The organism is Aeromonas sp. s9 (assembly GCF_040907765.1).
GTDB classification, from domain to species: domain Bacteria; phylum Pseudomonadota; class Gammaproteobacteria; order Enterobacterales; family Aeromonadaceae; genus Aeromonas; species Aeromonas caviae.
In genome coordinates this window covers 1-15,512 of sequence record NZ_JBFOCK010000025.1, presented here as the reverse complement: position 1 = coordinate 15,512, position 15,512 = coordinate 1, and the positions used below count along the sequence as shown (strand labels likewise).

Below are 15,512 nucleotides of genomic sequence, written 5' to 3'. Positions count from 1 at the left end.
GATGAAGGGCGAAACCATGATAGAGCGGCTGAAAGCCTTGGCGCTGGCGGGGCGCATCCGCCAGCTTGACCTGCAATTCGCCAGGCTGGTGGCCGACCTGGGCGGCAGCCCCGAGCTGGTGCTGGGGGCCGCGCTCGCCTGCCATGAGCTGGGGCGTGGCCATGTCTGCCTGCCGCTGGCGATGCTTGCTCAGGGCGGTGACGGGCAGGGATCCTCGCGCCCCTTCGGGCTGGATCCGGATCAGAGCCGGGATCTGCTGGCGGATCTCGCGGATCCTGCGAGCTGGCCCGCCCTCTTTGCGGCCAGCCCCCTGGTGGGGAGCGAACAGGAGGAGGGAGAGCCCCCCCGCTGGCCCCTGCGGCTCTGGGGGGATCGCCTCTACCTCACCCGCTACCACGACTTTGAGCTGGGGGTGGCCCGCCACCTTAGCGCCTTGAGTGAACGGGCCGAATGGCCGGAGATTGCCCCGGCCCTGTCACGCCTCTTTGCCCGCGACTACGGCCTGGTGTTCGGGGCCCTGCTCAAGGCCCGCCTCGCACCGGATTTCTCCGTCCGCCACTTTGTGGAGAAGTACCTGGATCTGGTCTTCCCCCATGAGGTGGAGTGGCCCGCCGTGGAGACCCTGCTAAAAAGCGCCCAGGCGGCCAGCGAGCTGGAGCGGCTGGATACCCTGGTGCCCGAGGCGCTCTGCTGCAACGGCCAGAAGCTGGCGGCGGCCACGGCGGCGGCGCGCCCCTTCGCGGTCATCTCCGGCGGCCCCGGCACCGGCAAGACCACCACGGTGGCCAAGCTCCTCGCCATCCTGGTGGAGACCGGCCTGCAAGGGGGCAAGGCCCCGGCGATCCGGCTGGTGGCCCCCACCGGCAAGGCGGCGGCGCGTCTGACCGAGAGCATAGGCGCTGCCCTGCAGGCCCTGGATCTGCCCCCCGAGTGGGTGGAGGCCATCCCCACCGAGGCGGGTACCCTGCATCGGCTGCTCGGGGTGATCCCCGGGCGCAGCCAGTTCCGCCATCACAGAGGCAACCCGCTGCACCTCGACCTGCTGGTGGTGGACGAGGCCTCCATGGTGGACCTGCCCATGATGGCGCGCCTGCTGGACGCGCTGCCCCGCCATGCCCGCCTCATCCTGCTCGGCGACAAGGATCAGCTCGCCTCGGTGGAGGCGGGGGCCGTGCTCGGGGATATCTGCAGCTTTATCGAACAGGGCATCAGCCCGGCGCAGGCGGATTGGCTCTCCCGCCAGACCGGCTATCGCCTGCAAGGCACGCCCGCCGGGGCACCGGTACGCGACAGCCTCTGCCTGCTTTCCAAGAGCTGGCGCTTTGACCAGCATTCGGGCATCGGCCAGTTGGCGCGGGCCTGCAACAGCGGCGACGGGGCGGCGGTGGAGGCGGTCTGGGGCGCAGGATTTGGCGACATCCGCCTGCACCCCTGGGCGGGGGAGGCTTACAACGCCCTGATTGCCGAGGGGGTGGCCGGTTATGGCAGCTACCTCAAGGCGGCCCGGGCCGGCGAGGACCCGGCTGCGGTGTTCAAGGCGTTCAACGGCTTCCAGATCCTCTGCGCCCTGCGGGACGGCCCCTTCGGGGTGACGGGGCTGAACGAGCGGCTCGAACTGGCCCTCGCCAAGGCAGGGCTGATCCAGCGTGACGGCGACTGGTATGCGGGCCGCCCGGTGATGGTGGTGCGCAACGACCACGGGGTCGGCCTCTACAACGGCGACATGGGGCTCTGCCTGCCCGATGACATCGGGCGGCTCAAGGTGTGGTTCGAGCAGCCGGACGGCACCCTGCGGGCCCTGCTGCCCAGCCGGTTGCCCCCCCATGAGACGGTCTACGCCATGACCATCCACAAATCCCAGGGGTCGGAGTTTGCCCACACCGTGCTGGTGCTGCCCGACAGCCCCAGCCCGCTCCTGACCCGCGAGCTGGTGTATACCGGCATCACCCGCGCCAAGGCCCGCCTCGATCTCTACGGCGATCGCGCCCTGCTGGCACAAGCCGTGCGGAAAAAGACCGAGCGTTATTCCGGATTGGCGGAGAGGTTGGGGGAGTGAACTATTGGACGGCGGTAAAGGGATTTACCGGTATTTGATTAGGCCTGGCTAATTAAACCTACAAACGTGATGCAATGAAACGCTGGTATAAATATTTATATGGGTACGAAATTATAAAATAATTCTGTAAGGGAATTTATAATGAACATCGGCAAGAGGTTTAAATGTAATATTTGCGGTGAAATTATTGACTGTAGAATTGGCATGTCAAATAGAGATGTTCAGCCATTCCAGTTTGCTTGCCCTAATTGTGAAGAGCGAATTACATTTGTTCTTGGTTCGGGTGCCGGAAGTTTAGAGGGGGCTGAAGAGATTGTTAATTTTGATGGGCCTTTTAAAGGTGAATATCCATTTGTAGATTTACATCTTGATTTCCCCGTAGATTTTGGCGCCTACAAATTAGGTGAGACCACTTTCTTTAAAGTTTTGGAAAGGATTGGGCGTGAGGCTTTGGAGGATTTAAGTCTGCGTCTAAATATACTAAATACACTATATAAAAAAGAAAATGATCTTAGAAGATTGATAACTCAGTATATCAGAAATGATATACAAGGTTTTGAACGTGCTTGCAACGTGATAGATATACCAAACGTAAAATTAAAAACACATAAAAAAGAAGACGTGCTTGCAGCACTGTATTCAGCTACATCGATTATGTCGTCACCATTCACGATATATGAACACAATAAAGAATTAAGCACGGAATTCCCAAGCTTACTCAAGTATCTTAATGAGACAGAATACGACAAGACACGTGATTTCATTAGTGAGTTAATTAATAAGTCATTCTTGAAAAATCTGCATCATGATTGTTTGAAATTATATCCAAAGATGATTTCTTTAGATTTGCCGTTACGACCTGCGCTATATTATGATTATGTGGACAGTTATAATATTGGATTGACGCCAGCAAGAGTGTCGAGTGCAGACTTTGATAGTTGTAATAACTTATACAAGGATTTGGCTGAAGTATTTTCACGTCAACTTACATTAGTTGCTGGAATAAATAATATAATAAAACGTGGCGATCACAACATGTTTAGTGATGAAGTTAGGCTAAACAAGAAAAAAGAAATTATTCGAGGTTATTCATCTTTGGATAGGTTTGCTGACGTTGACTTTGGTAACAAGTTGGCTGCTTTAGATGATTCATTTTATAGGGTTGCTGCTGAGGCAGTTGACAGTCGATTAAGAAATGGCATTGCGCATTACAAGTATGAATATACTGAGTCGACACAGCTTATAAAAATATATCCTACTAAAGAAGGTTTAGAGAGAAAGAATTTTGATGAAATATATTTTTTGGAGTTTATGCGTAAAATTTTAATGTTGTTTAGGGAAGTACATAATATAAATCATATGATAAAAGCCATTCATTATTATTGTATATTTATTTTCAAGATTGAGGTTTGATTATATCTCGTATGTTGGGCTGCGCAGGTTCAGTACCAGCCTACCGATTTTGTAGGTTGTGGCTGAGCGTAGCGAAGCCCAACGTTTACCGCGAACTCTCTTTTTCCTGCCCCTCATCCCCGACCCTTCTCCCGCAAGGGGAGAAGGGAACAATGCTGTTACCGCTGTCCGATTACGCTTCGCTAATCGAACCTACGTGGCTGCCACCTCGATTATTTGATTCGTCCAGCCAGGGGCGCTTGCTTGCTCCTCCCCCTGCCAAGGGGGAGGCGGGGAGGGGGTTATGGCCCCATCCGTCAATCGGCACGGCATACCCCGACTCTCCCCTTGCAAAGGGGAGGGGGCAAAGCAGAGGGTTCACCGGTTGCGTGGCAGAGTGGTATCACTCGAACTGCTCTCCTGCCTTCAGGGGCGCCGAGCCGCCAAAAAAAACGGAGCCCGAGGTGTCCCCCGGGCCCCGCAAGCAGATGGCGTGCTTAGATGCTGGATTTGACGCTGACGAACTCGGGGTAGGCATCGATGCCGCACTCGTGGACATCCACACCCATCATCTCTTCCTCTTCGCTGACCCGCAGGCCCATGGTGGCCTTGAGCAGGCTCCAGACCACGAGGGAGACGACAAAGACCCAGCCGAAGATGGTGGCAGCACCCAGCAACTGGGCACCGAAGGTGGCGCTCGTGTTGGAGAAGGGCACCACCATCAGGCCGAACAGGCCGCAGACGCCGTGTACCGAGATGGCACCGACCGGATCATCGATCTTCAGGCGATCGAAGGCGACGATGGCGTAGACCACCAGGGCACCGGCCAGGGCGCCGATCAGGCTGGCGAACAGCGGGCTGGGGGAGGCCGGGTCGGCGGTGATGGCGACCAGACCGCCGAGGGCGCCGTTGAGGATCATGGTGAGATCCGCCTTGCCCCAGGTGAGCTTGCTGACCAGCAGGGCGCCGACCACACCGGCGGCCGCGGCGGCGTTGGTGTTGACGAAGACGGTGCCGATGGCGGTGGCGTCAGCGGCGCTGGAGAGCGCCAGTTGGGAGCCACCGTTGAAGCCGAACCAGCCCATCCAGAGGATCAGGGTGCCCAGGGTCGCGAGCGGCAGGTTGGAGCCGGGGATGGGGTAGATCTCCCCTTGCTTGCCATATTTGCCGCGACGGGGGCCGAGCAGCAGCACGGCGGCCAGGGCAGCGGCAGCGCCCGCCATGTGGACGATGCCGGAGCCTGCGAAGTCGGAGAAGCCCGCCTCTTTCAGGAAGCCGCCGCCCCAGCTCCAGTAGCCTTCCACGGGGTAGATGAAGCCGGTCATCACCACGCAGAACAGCAGGAAGGACCAGAGCTTCATCCGCTCTGCCACCGCACCTGAGATGATGGAGGTGGCGGTGGCGACGAACACCACCTGGAAGAAGAAGTCGGAGTGCAGGGAGTGGCCCGCGTCGTCCGCCTGGCTGCCCATCAGGCTGCCAAAGCTCGGCAGCCAGCCGCCGGCGCTGTTGTCCACGTACATGATGTTGTAGCCGACCAGCAGGAACATGATGCAGGCGATGGCATAGAGCAGGATGTTCTTGGTCAGGATCTCGGTGGTGTTCTTGGCGCGGACCAGGCCGGCTTCGAGCATGGCGAACCCGGCGGCCATCCACATGACCAGCACGCCGGAGATCAGCAGGTAGAAGGTGTCGAGTGCATAGCGCAGCTCGCTGACGGATGTGATCAACTCTTCCATGTCGTATTCCTCAGTTCCAGTCGTATCAAAGGGCGTCTGCGTCGGTCTCGCCGGTGCGGATGCGCACGGCGGCCTGCAGGTCATAAACGAAGATCTTGCCGTCACCTATCTTGCCGGTGTGGGCGGCCTTGCTGATGGCTTCGATGATCTGCTCGACGTTGTCGGCCAGGGTGGCGATCTCCAGCTTTACCTTGGGCAGGAAATCCACCTGGTATTCGGCACCCCGGTACAGCTCGGTGTGCCCCTTCTGGCGGCCAAACCCCTTGACCTCGGAAACCGTGAGCCCCTCGACGCCGAGGTTGGCGATGGCTTCGCGCACGTCGTCGAGTTTGAACGGCTTGATGATGGCGGTGATTAATTTCATGCAATATCCCCAATCCTTGTGGTTCACCCAGATAAAGGCAAATATTGCGCCAGAAAAGTATTTTTCTTTTTATTCATACACTTGCTTATTAATCGCAGCCCTGGTCAGCGAGGCTTGCCCAATATGGGCAGGGCTGCGCCAAAGGTGTGCACCGCCGTGGTGCAATCTGGCCGGCAGAAGAACGGAAGGGAGCGTGACGGCGCGCAAGACTCGAAAGTGTGCAGGCTGCTACTGTTGTTCAACAAGAGGGCAACCTGGCCGATAACCCGTCATGACGGGGTGTCGAGGCCAGTCGCCCCTTGAAGGCTCGACCGGCAGGCCCGGTTTTCCCGCCAGGTCAACAAGCGGATCCGTGGCGCCGAGTAGCAGAACAAGGAAGGTTTTCATGCTGCATGACAATGAGATGACAAGGCTACCGGCCCTCGACGAGGCCGTGATGAGCGGCATGCTGGAGGTCGTGAGCGACGGTCTCTGGGACTGGAATGCCAACACCGGCTATGTCCATCGCTATCCCGGCTGGTATCAGATGCTGGGGTATGAGCCACACTCCCTCGACAACACCGTCTTCACCTGGGAGAACCTGATCCACCCGGACGATCTGGCGCAGGTCATGGAGAGCTTCGATGCCTGCCTGAGTGGGCGGGCGGCGGACTACCGGGCCGAATACCGCTGCCGTTGCCGTAACGGTGACTACCTCTGGGTGGCGGATTGTGGCCGCATCGTCGCACGCAACCCGGACGGCAGTGTCGCCAGGATGGTGGGGGCACACCGCAACATCCACGCCCAGCGGGAACTCTACGCCAGGCTGGAGCTGCAAAACCGCACCCTGGAGCAGCAGGTGGCGCAGCGTACCGCCGAACTGGAGCGGCTCAACCAGGCATTGCAGTTCCAGGTGGAGGAGAACCGCCGCCTGGCGGAGACGGACTCCCTGACCGGCGCGGCCAGCCGCTATCGGCTGGAGCAGGCGGTGCGGCTGGAGCATGAGCGCGCCAAGCGCTTCAAGGAGCCCTTTGCCGTGATCGCCATGGACGTGGACGACTTCAAGCAGATCAACGATCGCCATGGCCACGGGGTGGGGGACCAGACCCTGATCGATATCGTGCAGCTGACCCGGGGCTGCATCCGCGAGATCGATCTGCTGGCCCGCTGGGGGGGTGACGAGTTCATGCTGGTGCTTCCCAATACCCGGTTGCCTGACGCCCGGGTGGTGGCCGAGAAGCTGAGGCAGCGCCTGAGTCATGCCAGGGTCAAGGGGATCGAGCCCGTGACCTTGAGTTTCGGGTTGGTGGAGTCCGACCCCGACGAGCAGGTGTCCCACCTGATGGCGCGGGTCGACAGGGCGCTCTACCGGGCCAAGCTGGCGGGCAAGGACCAGCTCAGCGGCTGACAAGGGCACTGGTCGGAGCCGCTACGGGGCTTTTCCCCCCCGAATACGGCTTGACCAAGGGATTTTCTTGACTCCAATTCATCCCGCTGGTTTCATGCGCGCTCTTTTCATTCTTGCGAGATGTATCTTCATGAAAAAGTCCTTGCTGATTGCCCTGACCGCCCTGCCTCTGGTTGCCCACGCCGGCCTGATGGATTCCCTGACCGACACCGTGACCAGCAGCGTCACCAGCACCGCCAAAGAGATGGCTGGCAACGCCATGGACACCGCTTCCAACGAAGCGATCAAGAAGGCCCTGGACATCAAGGAAGGCGGCTCCAACAAGCAGGCCATCAAGGACAAGCTGGGCGCCCCGGCCAGCACCAAGACCGACGCCGGTCTGGAAGTGTGGACCTATGACCTGGACGCTCTGAACAAGGCCTCCCCGCTGCTGGCCGAGACCACCAAGTCCCTGCTGAAAGACTCCGAAGTGGCCCAGAAGAACGTGGTCATCAAGTTCGAAGGCGAGACCGTGAAGACCCTGAACCTGGCCAACAAGGCCTGAGTCCTGGCAAAGTGAATGAAAAAGGGGCCCGCGGGCCCCTTTTTGCTGCCTGGTGTTCAGGCTCACACCTTGAAGCGGTGCACCAGGGCCAGCAACTGGCGGTTGGACCCCAGCAGGGTGGCGGCGCTCTGCTCTGTGTTGCCGCCGTTCTCCACCAGGAGGTTCAGCATGTCGCGAATGCTCACCATGTTGCGGTTGATCTCCTCGGTTACCCGGCTCTGCTCCTCGGCAGCGGTGGCGATCTGGCTGCTGAGATCGTGGATCTGCACCACGGCGTCGGCCATGGTGTCGAGGCCGCCGGTGACCTGCCCCGTGGTGTCGGCCGCCGCCTGGCAACTGCGCTTGGTCTGCTCCATGGCGACCACTGCCTCGGCGACCCCCTGGGTGAGCCGTGACAACATGCTGCCCACTTCGGCGGTGCTGTTCTGGGTGCGTGCCGCGAGGGCACGCACCTCGTCGGCCACCACCGCGAAGCCCCGGCCCTGTTCACCGGCCCGGGCCGCCTCGATGGCGGCGTTGAGCGCCAGCAGGTTGGTCTGGGCGGCGATGCCGCCGATCACTCCGAGCACGCTGCCGATCTGCTGGGCATCTTCCTGCATCTCCAGCACCTTGGCGGCGGCGAGATCCACCTCGTCGATGAGGGCCACCACGCTGGCGGAGGCTGACCCCACCACCTTGCGGGAGCTGGCCGCCTGACCGTTGGCGGCCTCGGTGAAGCTGGCGGAGTCGTTGGCGTGGCGGGCAACGCTGTCGGCGGTGGAGCTGAGTTCGTTGAGGGCGGTGACGACCTGATCGGTTTCGCTGGCGTGTTCTCCCAGGATCCGCCTGGCCTGCCCGGTCTGCTGATCGAGCTGGGCCAGCTCGCGGGTGATGAGGTCGGTGGCGGCGGTCACCTGCACCATCATCTGTTGCAGGAAGGCGATGAAGCGGTTGACCGACAGGGCGATGTTGTCCAGCTCGTCATGCCCTTTGACCTGGATGCGGGCGGTCAGATCGGCGTCGCCGGCGCTGAGGGCGTCGATGTTGAGCTTGAGGGTCTGCAGGCGGCTGCCAAGCTGGCTGATGGCCAGCACCATGAGCACGAACAGCAGCCCCGCCAGGGGGAGCTGGATGCTCGCCAGGGTGGCGAGCACATCCCGGCTGTCCTGGGTCAGGGTGCGGGTCGGCAGGGCGGCGGCCAGCAGCCAGGGGGTCCCTTCGATGGCCTCCATCAGCAGGGTCTGTTCCTCACCCTGATCCTGGAAGGTGGTGCGCAGCTGCCCCTTGCTCGCATCCTGGCCCAGCAGGCCGCTGATGGCGAGGGCGAAGGGATAGTCGGTATGGGCGGAGAGGTTGCCGAGCACCACATCCCCGGTCAGACGGGCGTTGCGGCTCAGGATCTTGCCGTCAGCCTCGATGATCATCACCTGACCGCCGATCTCCTGCTCTTTCTTGGCCACCAGGTCGTTGAAGAAGCCCAGGGTGACGTCTATGGTCGACACCCCGTAGAGGGCGCCATCCTGGTAGATCCCCATGGCGCAGTTGGTTCTCGGCTGCTGGCTCGCGCCATCCTTGTAGGCGGCGGCCCAGGCACAGACGCCACGGGGCGCCTGCTGACCGGCCTTGTGCCAGGGCTGATCGAAATAGTTGGGCGCCTCTGCCGAGTTCCAGTAGGTGTTGGGAATGAGGGCGTTGGACGCATCCCTGTGGAAGAAGGTGCTGAACTTGGCGCGCCCCGCCTCCCGCTTGTCCGGCAGGGGCCAGATGCCGCCACCGAAGACCATGCCGTTGCCGTACTGGTCGATGAGGGCCGGGAGCTGGGCATCTATCTGCTCGCTCGGCAGTTGTGCCACCAGTTGGGTAATGCTGCGCGACTGGGTCTGCACCCCGTTGAGCTGGTCACGGATGTCGGTCGCTATCTCGCCGACTCGCAGCGCCACGTTCTCCTCCCCCGCTTTTTGCAGGGCGGGGGTGATCCAGATCTGGATGCCGATCACCGTCAGGGCGCACACCAGCGCCATGAAGCCCAGAAAAACGGCGGTATAGCGCCCCTTGATTGTGCCCAGATTCCATCCCATAACGACTCCTGTCCACTGTGCCCGGGATCGTGCCCGCGTCTGTTGTGTGAGGGACCATTATGATTTATTTCGAAAGTGAAACGTTTGTTATCGCTCACATAACATGATGCGGCCAGGCAGGAAAAGGTGAAAAACTGGGGGGTGGAGACAAAAAAAGGGTGGCTTGCGCCACCCTGTCGTTTTTGCCGGTGTCGGGGCAGGGCCCCGCCGGATCACGGGTCTGCTTCGGCAAACCGCTTCATTACGTCGACTTACTGGTTTGCTTCTGCGAACTGCTTGATCATCTCGACTTACTGATTCGCTTCGGCAAACCGCTTCATTACTTCGATTTACTGGTTTGCTTCTGCGAACTGCTTGATCATCTCGACTTACTGGTCTGCTTCGGCAAACGGCTTCATTACTTCGATTTACTGGTTTGCTTCTGCGAACTGCTTCATCACCTCGGCGTGCTTGATCATACCGTCGGCACGCAGACCAAGGTTCTTCACGAACTCGGCCTTCTTGGCCGGATCTTCAATCTTGTCGTAGCGCTGTTGCAGATGGGCCTGGATCTGTTCCGGGGTCATGTTCTTCATGCGGGCCATCTTGTCGTGGCGGCCGCCATGATGCTTGCTGCCCATCATGCCGGTACCGTCCATGGGGCAACCGGTCGCCGTGGCCTGGGTCGGTTGCGCGGTGGAGACCGCCTCGCTGGCGGCATAGGCGCCCAGCGGCAGGCCAAGGATCAGGGTGGCGGTCAGCAGGGTCTTGGTCAGCTTTTTCATGGGTAACTCCTGTCGGATGTGTACGGGTAGAGGCTCTTTCGCCTTGGTATCCAGTAAACACCGTGGAAGTGTCTGAAATTTGCCAGTAGAGGCCTATTTTGTAGCAGAGTGTGGCACAGGGGCGTGCTGGCACACTTTGACACAACCCGCCCGGTTGATTTTCGTATAATCGCCCCAGCCCGATAACGGAGAGATGATGATGAACCAAGGCAGCCCTCATATTCTGGTGGTCGATGACCACAGCGAGATCCGCGATCTGCTCAAGCGCTTTCTGGAGCAGCATGGCATGCGCGTCAGTTGCGCCCGCGATGGCAAGGAGATGAAGCGGCTGCTGGATGAGCGGGAGTTCGACCTGCTGGTGCTGGATCTGATGATGCCAGGGGAGGATGGCCTCACCCTGTGCCGCGAGCTCAGGGTCAAATCCCGCCTGCCGATCATCATGCTTACCGCCATGGGGGAGGAGACGGACCGCATCATCGGCCTGGAGATGGGGGCGGACGACTACCTCTCCAAGCCGTTCAACCCGCGGGAGCTGCTGGCCCGCATCAAGGCGGTGATGCGCCGCACCCAGGTGGAGAGCCTGCCCTTGCCGGAGACCCTGACCCGGGATCTGCGCTTCGATCGCTGGCTGCTCGACGTCAATCGCCGGGAGCTGGTGGACGAGGAGGGGGTGGGGATGAGCCTCTCCACCGCCGAGTTCGATCTGCTCAAGGTGTTTCTGGAGCGGCCCCAGCGGGTGCTGAGCCGGGATCAGTTGCTGGATCTGGCCCGTGGCCGGGAGGCGGTGGCCTTCGATCGCGCCATCGATACCCTGGTGAGCCGACTGCGGCGCAAGCTGGAGCGGGATCCCAAGAATCCCGAGCTCATCAAGACCATCTGGGGTGGCGGTTACCTGTTCGCCGCCGACGTGACCCAGGAGTGAGGCCGACATGATCAAGCGCGTCTTCGCCAGGCTGCTGCCCAAGGGGTTGACCGGCCAGATAGTGCTGGTGGCCCTGGCGGGGCTGGTGCTGATCCAGCTGCTCAGTATCCAGATCTACCGTTCGGACAGGGAGGAGGCCCTCGGTTACGTCAACAGCCGCAACGCCATGCAACGCATCATCTCCGTGGTGCGCCTGCTCTCCCTCTCTCCTCCTTCCCTCTATCACGAGATCCTCAAGGCGAGCCGCAGCGAGACCCTGCTGCTGCGTCTGGCCGACGAGCCGTTGCAGCCGGACAACCGCAGCCCCCGCTTCGAGAAGCTGGTGCGGGCCAAGCTCGGCTATCCATCCTCCCTGGCGGTGGAGATCAGCGCCGAGCTGAAGCAGGACATCCAGCGCAGCCGGGCCTGGCAGCACCACAACCGCATGATGAAGGATCGCAACGGCATGCCGCCGCCCCAGGACATGCGGCTCTACGGCTCCATCGAACTGCCCAACGGCGGCTGGCTCCAGTTCAGCTCCCTGGTGGACAAGGAGACGGCGAGCTGGTCCTGGCAGACCACCCTCAACCTGCTGCTGGTGGCGAGCCTGGTGATCGGCCTGATGATCTGGCTGTTCCGCCGGGCGACCCGTCCCCTCAAGCAACTGGCGGCCAACGCCGACAGGCTGGGGCGTGGTGAGGACATCGAGCCCCTGCGCGAGGAGGGGCCCACCGAGATCCGCGAGTCCATCCAGGCCTTCAACCGGATGCACACCCGGCTCGATCGCTTCGTGCAGGACAGAACCCGGATGCTGGCCGCCATCTCCCACGACCTGCGCACCCCCATCACCAGCCTGCGGCTGCGCAGCGAGTTTCTGGCGGACGGGGAGGACAAGGATCGCTTCCAGCAGACCCTGCAGCAGATGGAGCAGATGCTGGCGGCGACCCTGAGCTTTGCCCGGGAGGAGGGGCAGCAGGAGGCGACCCGGGAGCTGGATCTGGTCAGCCTGCTGGAGAGCCTGTGTGACGACTATGCCGACATGGGCCAGCCCGTCACCTGCCTGGCCGAGGGCAAGCAGGTTTACGCCTGCCGGGCCAATACCCTGCGCCGGGTACTGCAAAACCTCATCGGCAACGCCATCAAGTACGCAGGGGGTGCCGAGGTTTCGCTGGTGCGCGGTGACGGCGAGTTGCTGATCCTGGTTCGCGATCAGGGGCCGGGGATTGCGGAGAGCCAGCTGGAGGAGGTGTTCAAGCCCTTCGTGCGCCTGGATGAAGCCCGCAATACCGAGTCGGGCAGCGTGGGGTTGGGGCTCGCCATCGCCCGTACCCTGGTGCACCAGCACGGCGGTGAGCTCAGCCTTCACAATCGCGAGGAGGGGGGGCTGGAGGCGCGGATCAGCCTGCCCCTGTAAGGAACCTGACCAGGAAATGGGGCACCACCAGGGTGCCCTTTTTGCTGCCCGTGGCGAGAGGGAAGCAGGGCAACAGGTCGGCCACCCGGAAACGGGCAACAAAAAACCCGCCGAAGCGGGTTTTTTCAATTCTTGCTGAGGCGCTGCCGATAAACGGAAGGCGGCTCGGGCGTGAATTACAGGCCAGTAACGTTGGCAGCAGCCGGGCCTTTCTGGCCTTGCTCGATGGTGAACTCAACGCGCTGACCTTCTTCCAGGGTTTTGAAACCGTTGGACTGGATGGCGGAGAAGTGAACGAACACGTCTTTGCTGCCGTCAGCCGGGGAGATGAAACCGAAGCCTTTCTCGGCGTTGAAGAACTTTACGGTACCAGTCATTTTGTTGGACATGATAATTTCCTTGAATAGTGATTAGTGAAACGCCATTAGGGTGGCAATCCATGATTTTTCGTCAGAAATACGTATGGGGAGCACTAAAGAAGGAGAATTATCTGGCAAGAATTATCGGGGATAACTGCCTGCACAAATCACTGCTTTAAGATGACTGCCTAACATAATCAGGTCTGAACTACCGAACCATCGAAAACGATTAGAACACGCACACCCTGTCATGGCAATCTTTATCTTGGTATTCGTTTCAGTCAGTGATGGCTGGATAGGCGTTTTATCCGGGTGTGCATCAGCTGCCAGGCGCCTCCTGCTGCCCTTTTCAGGGGCATGACATGACGCTCTGCCAGCCCCCTTTTTTGCAGCAGCGTCATCTGCGAGCATTCATGCTGCCGTTACCGTCTGCCACGGTATTTGTTGCTGACGGAATCGGACCAGCTGAAGGTGTCGGGCAGCACTTGGGCGCTGGCTCGCTCCTTGGCTTTTTCCCGCGCCAGTGCGGAAGCAGCCTTGGCGGCCTGGGCGCGATCGGCGGCGATCTTCTGGCGTCCTGCCTCGCGGATCTTGTTGCGCTCCCCGTTGGTCAGGGTGTGATCGGCATTGGCCTGGGCCTTTTGCACCAGCAGGGCAATCTCGGCTTTCTCGGCCTCGGTCAGATCCTTCATTTCCAGCTTCTTCATGACGCGCTCCTGCGATCGTTGAATGCCCACCCTAACACACATCCATCGGAGACAGGCTGACCATCCGTCCCCGGATGCCAAAAGTGTCGCTCGGTCGTCATTTCCGAGGGGAGCACGCGACGGGAACGCCTGGCTGACAGGCGTTCCCGGGAGGCTGGATCCCGGCGGAAGATTGGGAGTATGCTGAGGCCAGTGCGATCCCCGATCGTCACTGTTGGCGTACTGAAATCCACGATTCGGCTGACATGCTGGAACACCCGTTCCAACTGTCCAGGTAACCTTTTTGGAGTCTGATGATGAGCAACAAAGAACAGCATCACGGCAAAGATGCCAAGAAAAAACCGCAGATGTCACTGAAAGAGAAACGCGAAGCCAAACGTCAGAAAGCAGAGCTGAAAAACGGCAGCGCGATGAAGTAACGCTCCATCCACTGCGGCTCCCCGGAGCCGGTATCAAGCCAGTCCATCATGGGCTGGCTTTTTTGTCTCCGGCAGTAGAGGTGGTGCCATAGGCGGCAAAGATCCGCTCATAGCGCCCGTCCGCCTTCATCTTGGCGAGCTGTCTGTCGAACCATTGTCGGTGGCCCGCCTCGCGAAAGGCGAAGTGGTAGTGAGTCGGGGGGAAGAGGTCGTGCTGTCTGACCTTGTCCTTGGGATAGCGGTCGCCCTCCTGGTCATCCCCGAGCAACTGAGCCAGATAGTAGTAGAACACCCGCTGTTCCAGGATCACGGCATCGGTGCGCCCGAGCAGGAGCCGCTGTACCTGTCCCTCCTGCCTCGCCACCTCTTCATAACGGGGATTCTGGTCGACGATGTCGGAGAAGGTCGTTCCCAGGATCTGTCGTGCACGCTGGAAGGCACTGACTCGCAGGGTCTGCAAATCCTTCATGGTGTGGACTGCCGTCGGCGCCAGAGTAAAGACCCGGTTGTGGAAGGTGATCACCGGCTGTGAGAGGTAGGCACTTTCCAGCATGCCGGGTTTGACGTTGATGATGGCGTCCAGCTTGCCTTCCTCCAGCATCCTTAAGGTGCGCTCCAGGGGAAGATAGACGACCTGCAGCTCATGGGGGCTGCCTGCGAAGGCCTCTCGCATGAGATCGAGTTCAATGCCCCTGTCTTCGTGGCTGATGACATAGGGAGGAATGGCAAAGCTGACGCCCACCCGCAGCGGCTCCGCAGCAAGGTGGCCGCCGAACATCAGCAGGGCGAAGCACAGCAGACGACTCAAGTGGTTCATGCAGGTTCCCGAAGGGAGAAATCGTCTCGATGATAGCCACAAGCCTGGACGAAGGGGACGTAAAGCGCGGGAGAGTGGCAGCAACATGGTCGTCGGGGGAGGTGAATGCGTCAGAAACAGGTAAAAAAAGGCCCTGATGAATCAGGGCCTGCCGCAGGGGATCAAAAAGGTAATGTTCACCTTCACGTGGTAGATTTTGTGATTTATCTTTGTAAATCAATTGGTTGGTTCGCATAGTGCTTGATTTGTAATTTATTTGGTAAAGTTTAATGTCAAAAAAACCACAAAATCTTACATTTATGACTTATAGACATTCCACGATGGCGTTCCACGAGCAAAGTTACCAAGGTTAGTCCACCTGTGGCCGCGATCTTCGATGTAATGGTTCATGGAATTGTTCTGGAAGTACTTGGTCACAACTGGATAAAGACCAAGATACTCTTGCCCTTCGAAACTTTGATTATTGGAATCCAGCAGTGGGAGAATAGCGACTTGGTTAGGGAAGGTGCGAACAAGTCCCTGATATGAGATCATGTTTGTCATCTGGAGCCATGAAAAAGGGTTCATCATGAGTCATCAACTTACCTTCGCC

14 protein-coding genes are annotated in these 15,512 nt (G+C 59.8%); 7 read left to right on the top strand and 7 right to left on the bottom strand.

Going from position 1 to position 15,512, the window contains the following annotated elements; all coding sequences use genetic code 11:
• Window position 1 precedes the first annotated feature (1 nt).
• Both recD and AB5Y54_RS04425 read left to right on the top strand, forming a co-directional pair.
• Window positions 2–2,056: an exodeoxyribonuclease V subunit alpha gene (gene recD, locus AB5Y54_RS04430; protein ID WP_368153283.1), complete on the top strand. Its 2,055-nt coding sequence runs from the start codon at window positions 2–4 to the stop codon at window positions 2,054–2,056.
• A gap of 141 nt (window positions 2,057–2,197) precedes the next feature.
• Window positions 2,198–3,469, top strand: coding sequence for a hypothetical protein (locus tag AB5Y54_RS04425; RefSeq protein ID WP_368153282.1), 1,272 nt, complete (start codon window positions 2,198–2,200; stop codon window positions 3,467–3,469).
• Between the two features lie 476 nt (window positions 3,470–3,945).
• Here the strand turns inward: AB5Y54_RS04425 and AB5Y54_RS04420 are convergent, their stop codons facing one another.
• Both AB5Y54_RS04420 and glnK read right to left on the bottom strand, forming a co-directional pair.
• Entirely contained in the window at window positions 3,946–5,187 is a 1,242-nt protein-coding gene (locus AB5Y54_RS04420; RefSeq protein WP_042864817.1) for an ammonium transporter, read from the bottom strand.
• Between the two features lie 25 nt (window positions 5,188–5,212).
• Entirely contained in the window at window positions 5,213–5,551 is a 339-nt protein-coding gene (gene glnK, locus AB5Y54_RS04415; protein ID WP_010675904.1) for a P-II family nitrogen regulator, read from the bottom strand.
• 385 nt (window positions 5,552–5,936) lie between these two features.
• On the opposite strand from glnK, the gene AB5Y54_RS04410 reads away from it, so the two are divergent.
• Window positions 5,937–6,938 carry a sensor domain-containing diguanylate cyclase gene (locus AB5Y54_RS04410; RefSeq protein ID WP_039040121.1) on the top strand — a complete coding sequence of 334 codons (1,002 nt, stop codon included), beginning with the start codon at window positions 5,937–5,939 and terminating at the stop codon, window positions 6,936–6,938.
• 130 nt (window positions 6,939–7,068) lie between these two features.
• A complete protein-coding gene (locus tag AB5Y54_RS04405) occupies window positions 7,069–7,482 on the top strand; it encodes a hypothetical protein (protein ID WP_010675902.1) in 414 nt (137 codons plus the stop codon).
• A 62-nt stretch (window positions 7,483–7,544) separates the two neighbouring features.
• On the opposite strand, the gene AB5Y54_RS04400 is transcribed toward AB5Y54_RS04405, so the two are convergent.
• Window positions 7,545–9,539: a methyl-accepting chemotaxis protein gene (locus AB5Y54_RS04400; RefSeq protein ID WP_048209685.1), complete on the bottom strand. Its 1,995-nt coding sequence runs from the start codon at window positions 9,537–9,539 to the stop codon at window positions 7,545–7,547.
• Window positions 9,540–9,946: 407 nt separating this feature from the next.
• Window positions 9,947–10,303, bottom strand: a complete 357-nt coding sequence (locus AB5Y54_RS04395; RefSeq protein ID WP_368153280.1) for a hypothetical protein — start codon at window positions 10,301–10,303, stop codon at window positions 9,947–9,949.
• A 199-nt stretch (window positions 10,304–10,502) separates the two neighbouring features.
• On the opposite strand from AB5Y54_RS04395, the gene AB5Y54_RS04390 reads away from it, so the two are divergent.
• Both AB5Y54_RS04390 and AB5Y54_RS04385 read left to right on the top strand, forming a co-directional pair.
• On the top strand, window positions 10,503–11,225 hold the full coding sequence (locus AB5Y54_RS04390) for a response regulator (protein ID WP_128313882.1): 723 nt from the start codon (window positions 10,503–10,505) through the stop codon (window positions 11,223–11,225).
• Between the two features lie 7 nt (window positions 11,226–11,232).
• A complete protein-coding gene (locus tag AB5Y54_RS04385) occupies window positions 11,233–12,618 on the top strand; it encodes an ATP-binding protein (protein ID WP_052816044.1) in 1,386 nt (461 codons plus the stop codon).
• Window positions 12,619–12,794: 176 nt separating this feature from the next.
• On the opposite strand, the gene AB5Y54_RS04380 is transcribed toward AB5Y54_RS04385, so the two are convergent.
• Both AB5Y54_RS04380 and yjbD read right to left on the bottom strand, forming a co-directional pair.
• Window positions 12,795–13,007: an RNA chaperone/antiterminator CspA gene (locus AB5Y54_RS04380; protein WP_042078672.1), complete on the bottom strand. Its 213-nt coding sequence runs from the start codon at window positions 13,005–13,007 to the stop codon at window positions 12,795–12,797.
• Window positions 13,008–13,399: 392 nt separating this feature from the next.
• Complete coding sequence (gene yjbD, locus AB5Y54_RS04375; RefSeq protein WP_039040119.1) at window positions 13,400–13,684, bottom strand: DUF3811 domain-containing protein; 285 nt, start codon at window positions 13,682–13,684, stop codon at window positions 13,400–13,402.
• A 296-nt stretch (window positions 13,685–13,980) separates the two neighbouring features.
• Between yjbD and AB5Y54_RS04370 the strand changes: the two genes are divergently transcribed.
• Entirely contained in the window at window positions 13,981–14,103 is a 123-nt protein-coding gene (locus AB5Y54_RS04370; RefSeq protein ID WP_010675895.1) for a hypothetical protein, read from the top strand.
• Between the two features lie 46 nt (window positions 14,104–14,149).
• On the opposite strand, the gene AB5Y54_RS04365 is transcribed toward AB5Y54_RS04370, so the two are convergent.
• A complete protein-coding gene (locus tag AB5Y54_RS04365; protein ID WP_368153278.1) occupies window positions 14,150–14,920 on the bottom strand; it encodes a substrate-binding periplasmic protein in 771 nt (256 codons plus the stop codon).
• Window positions 14,921–15,512 lie beyond the last annotated feature (592 nt).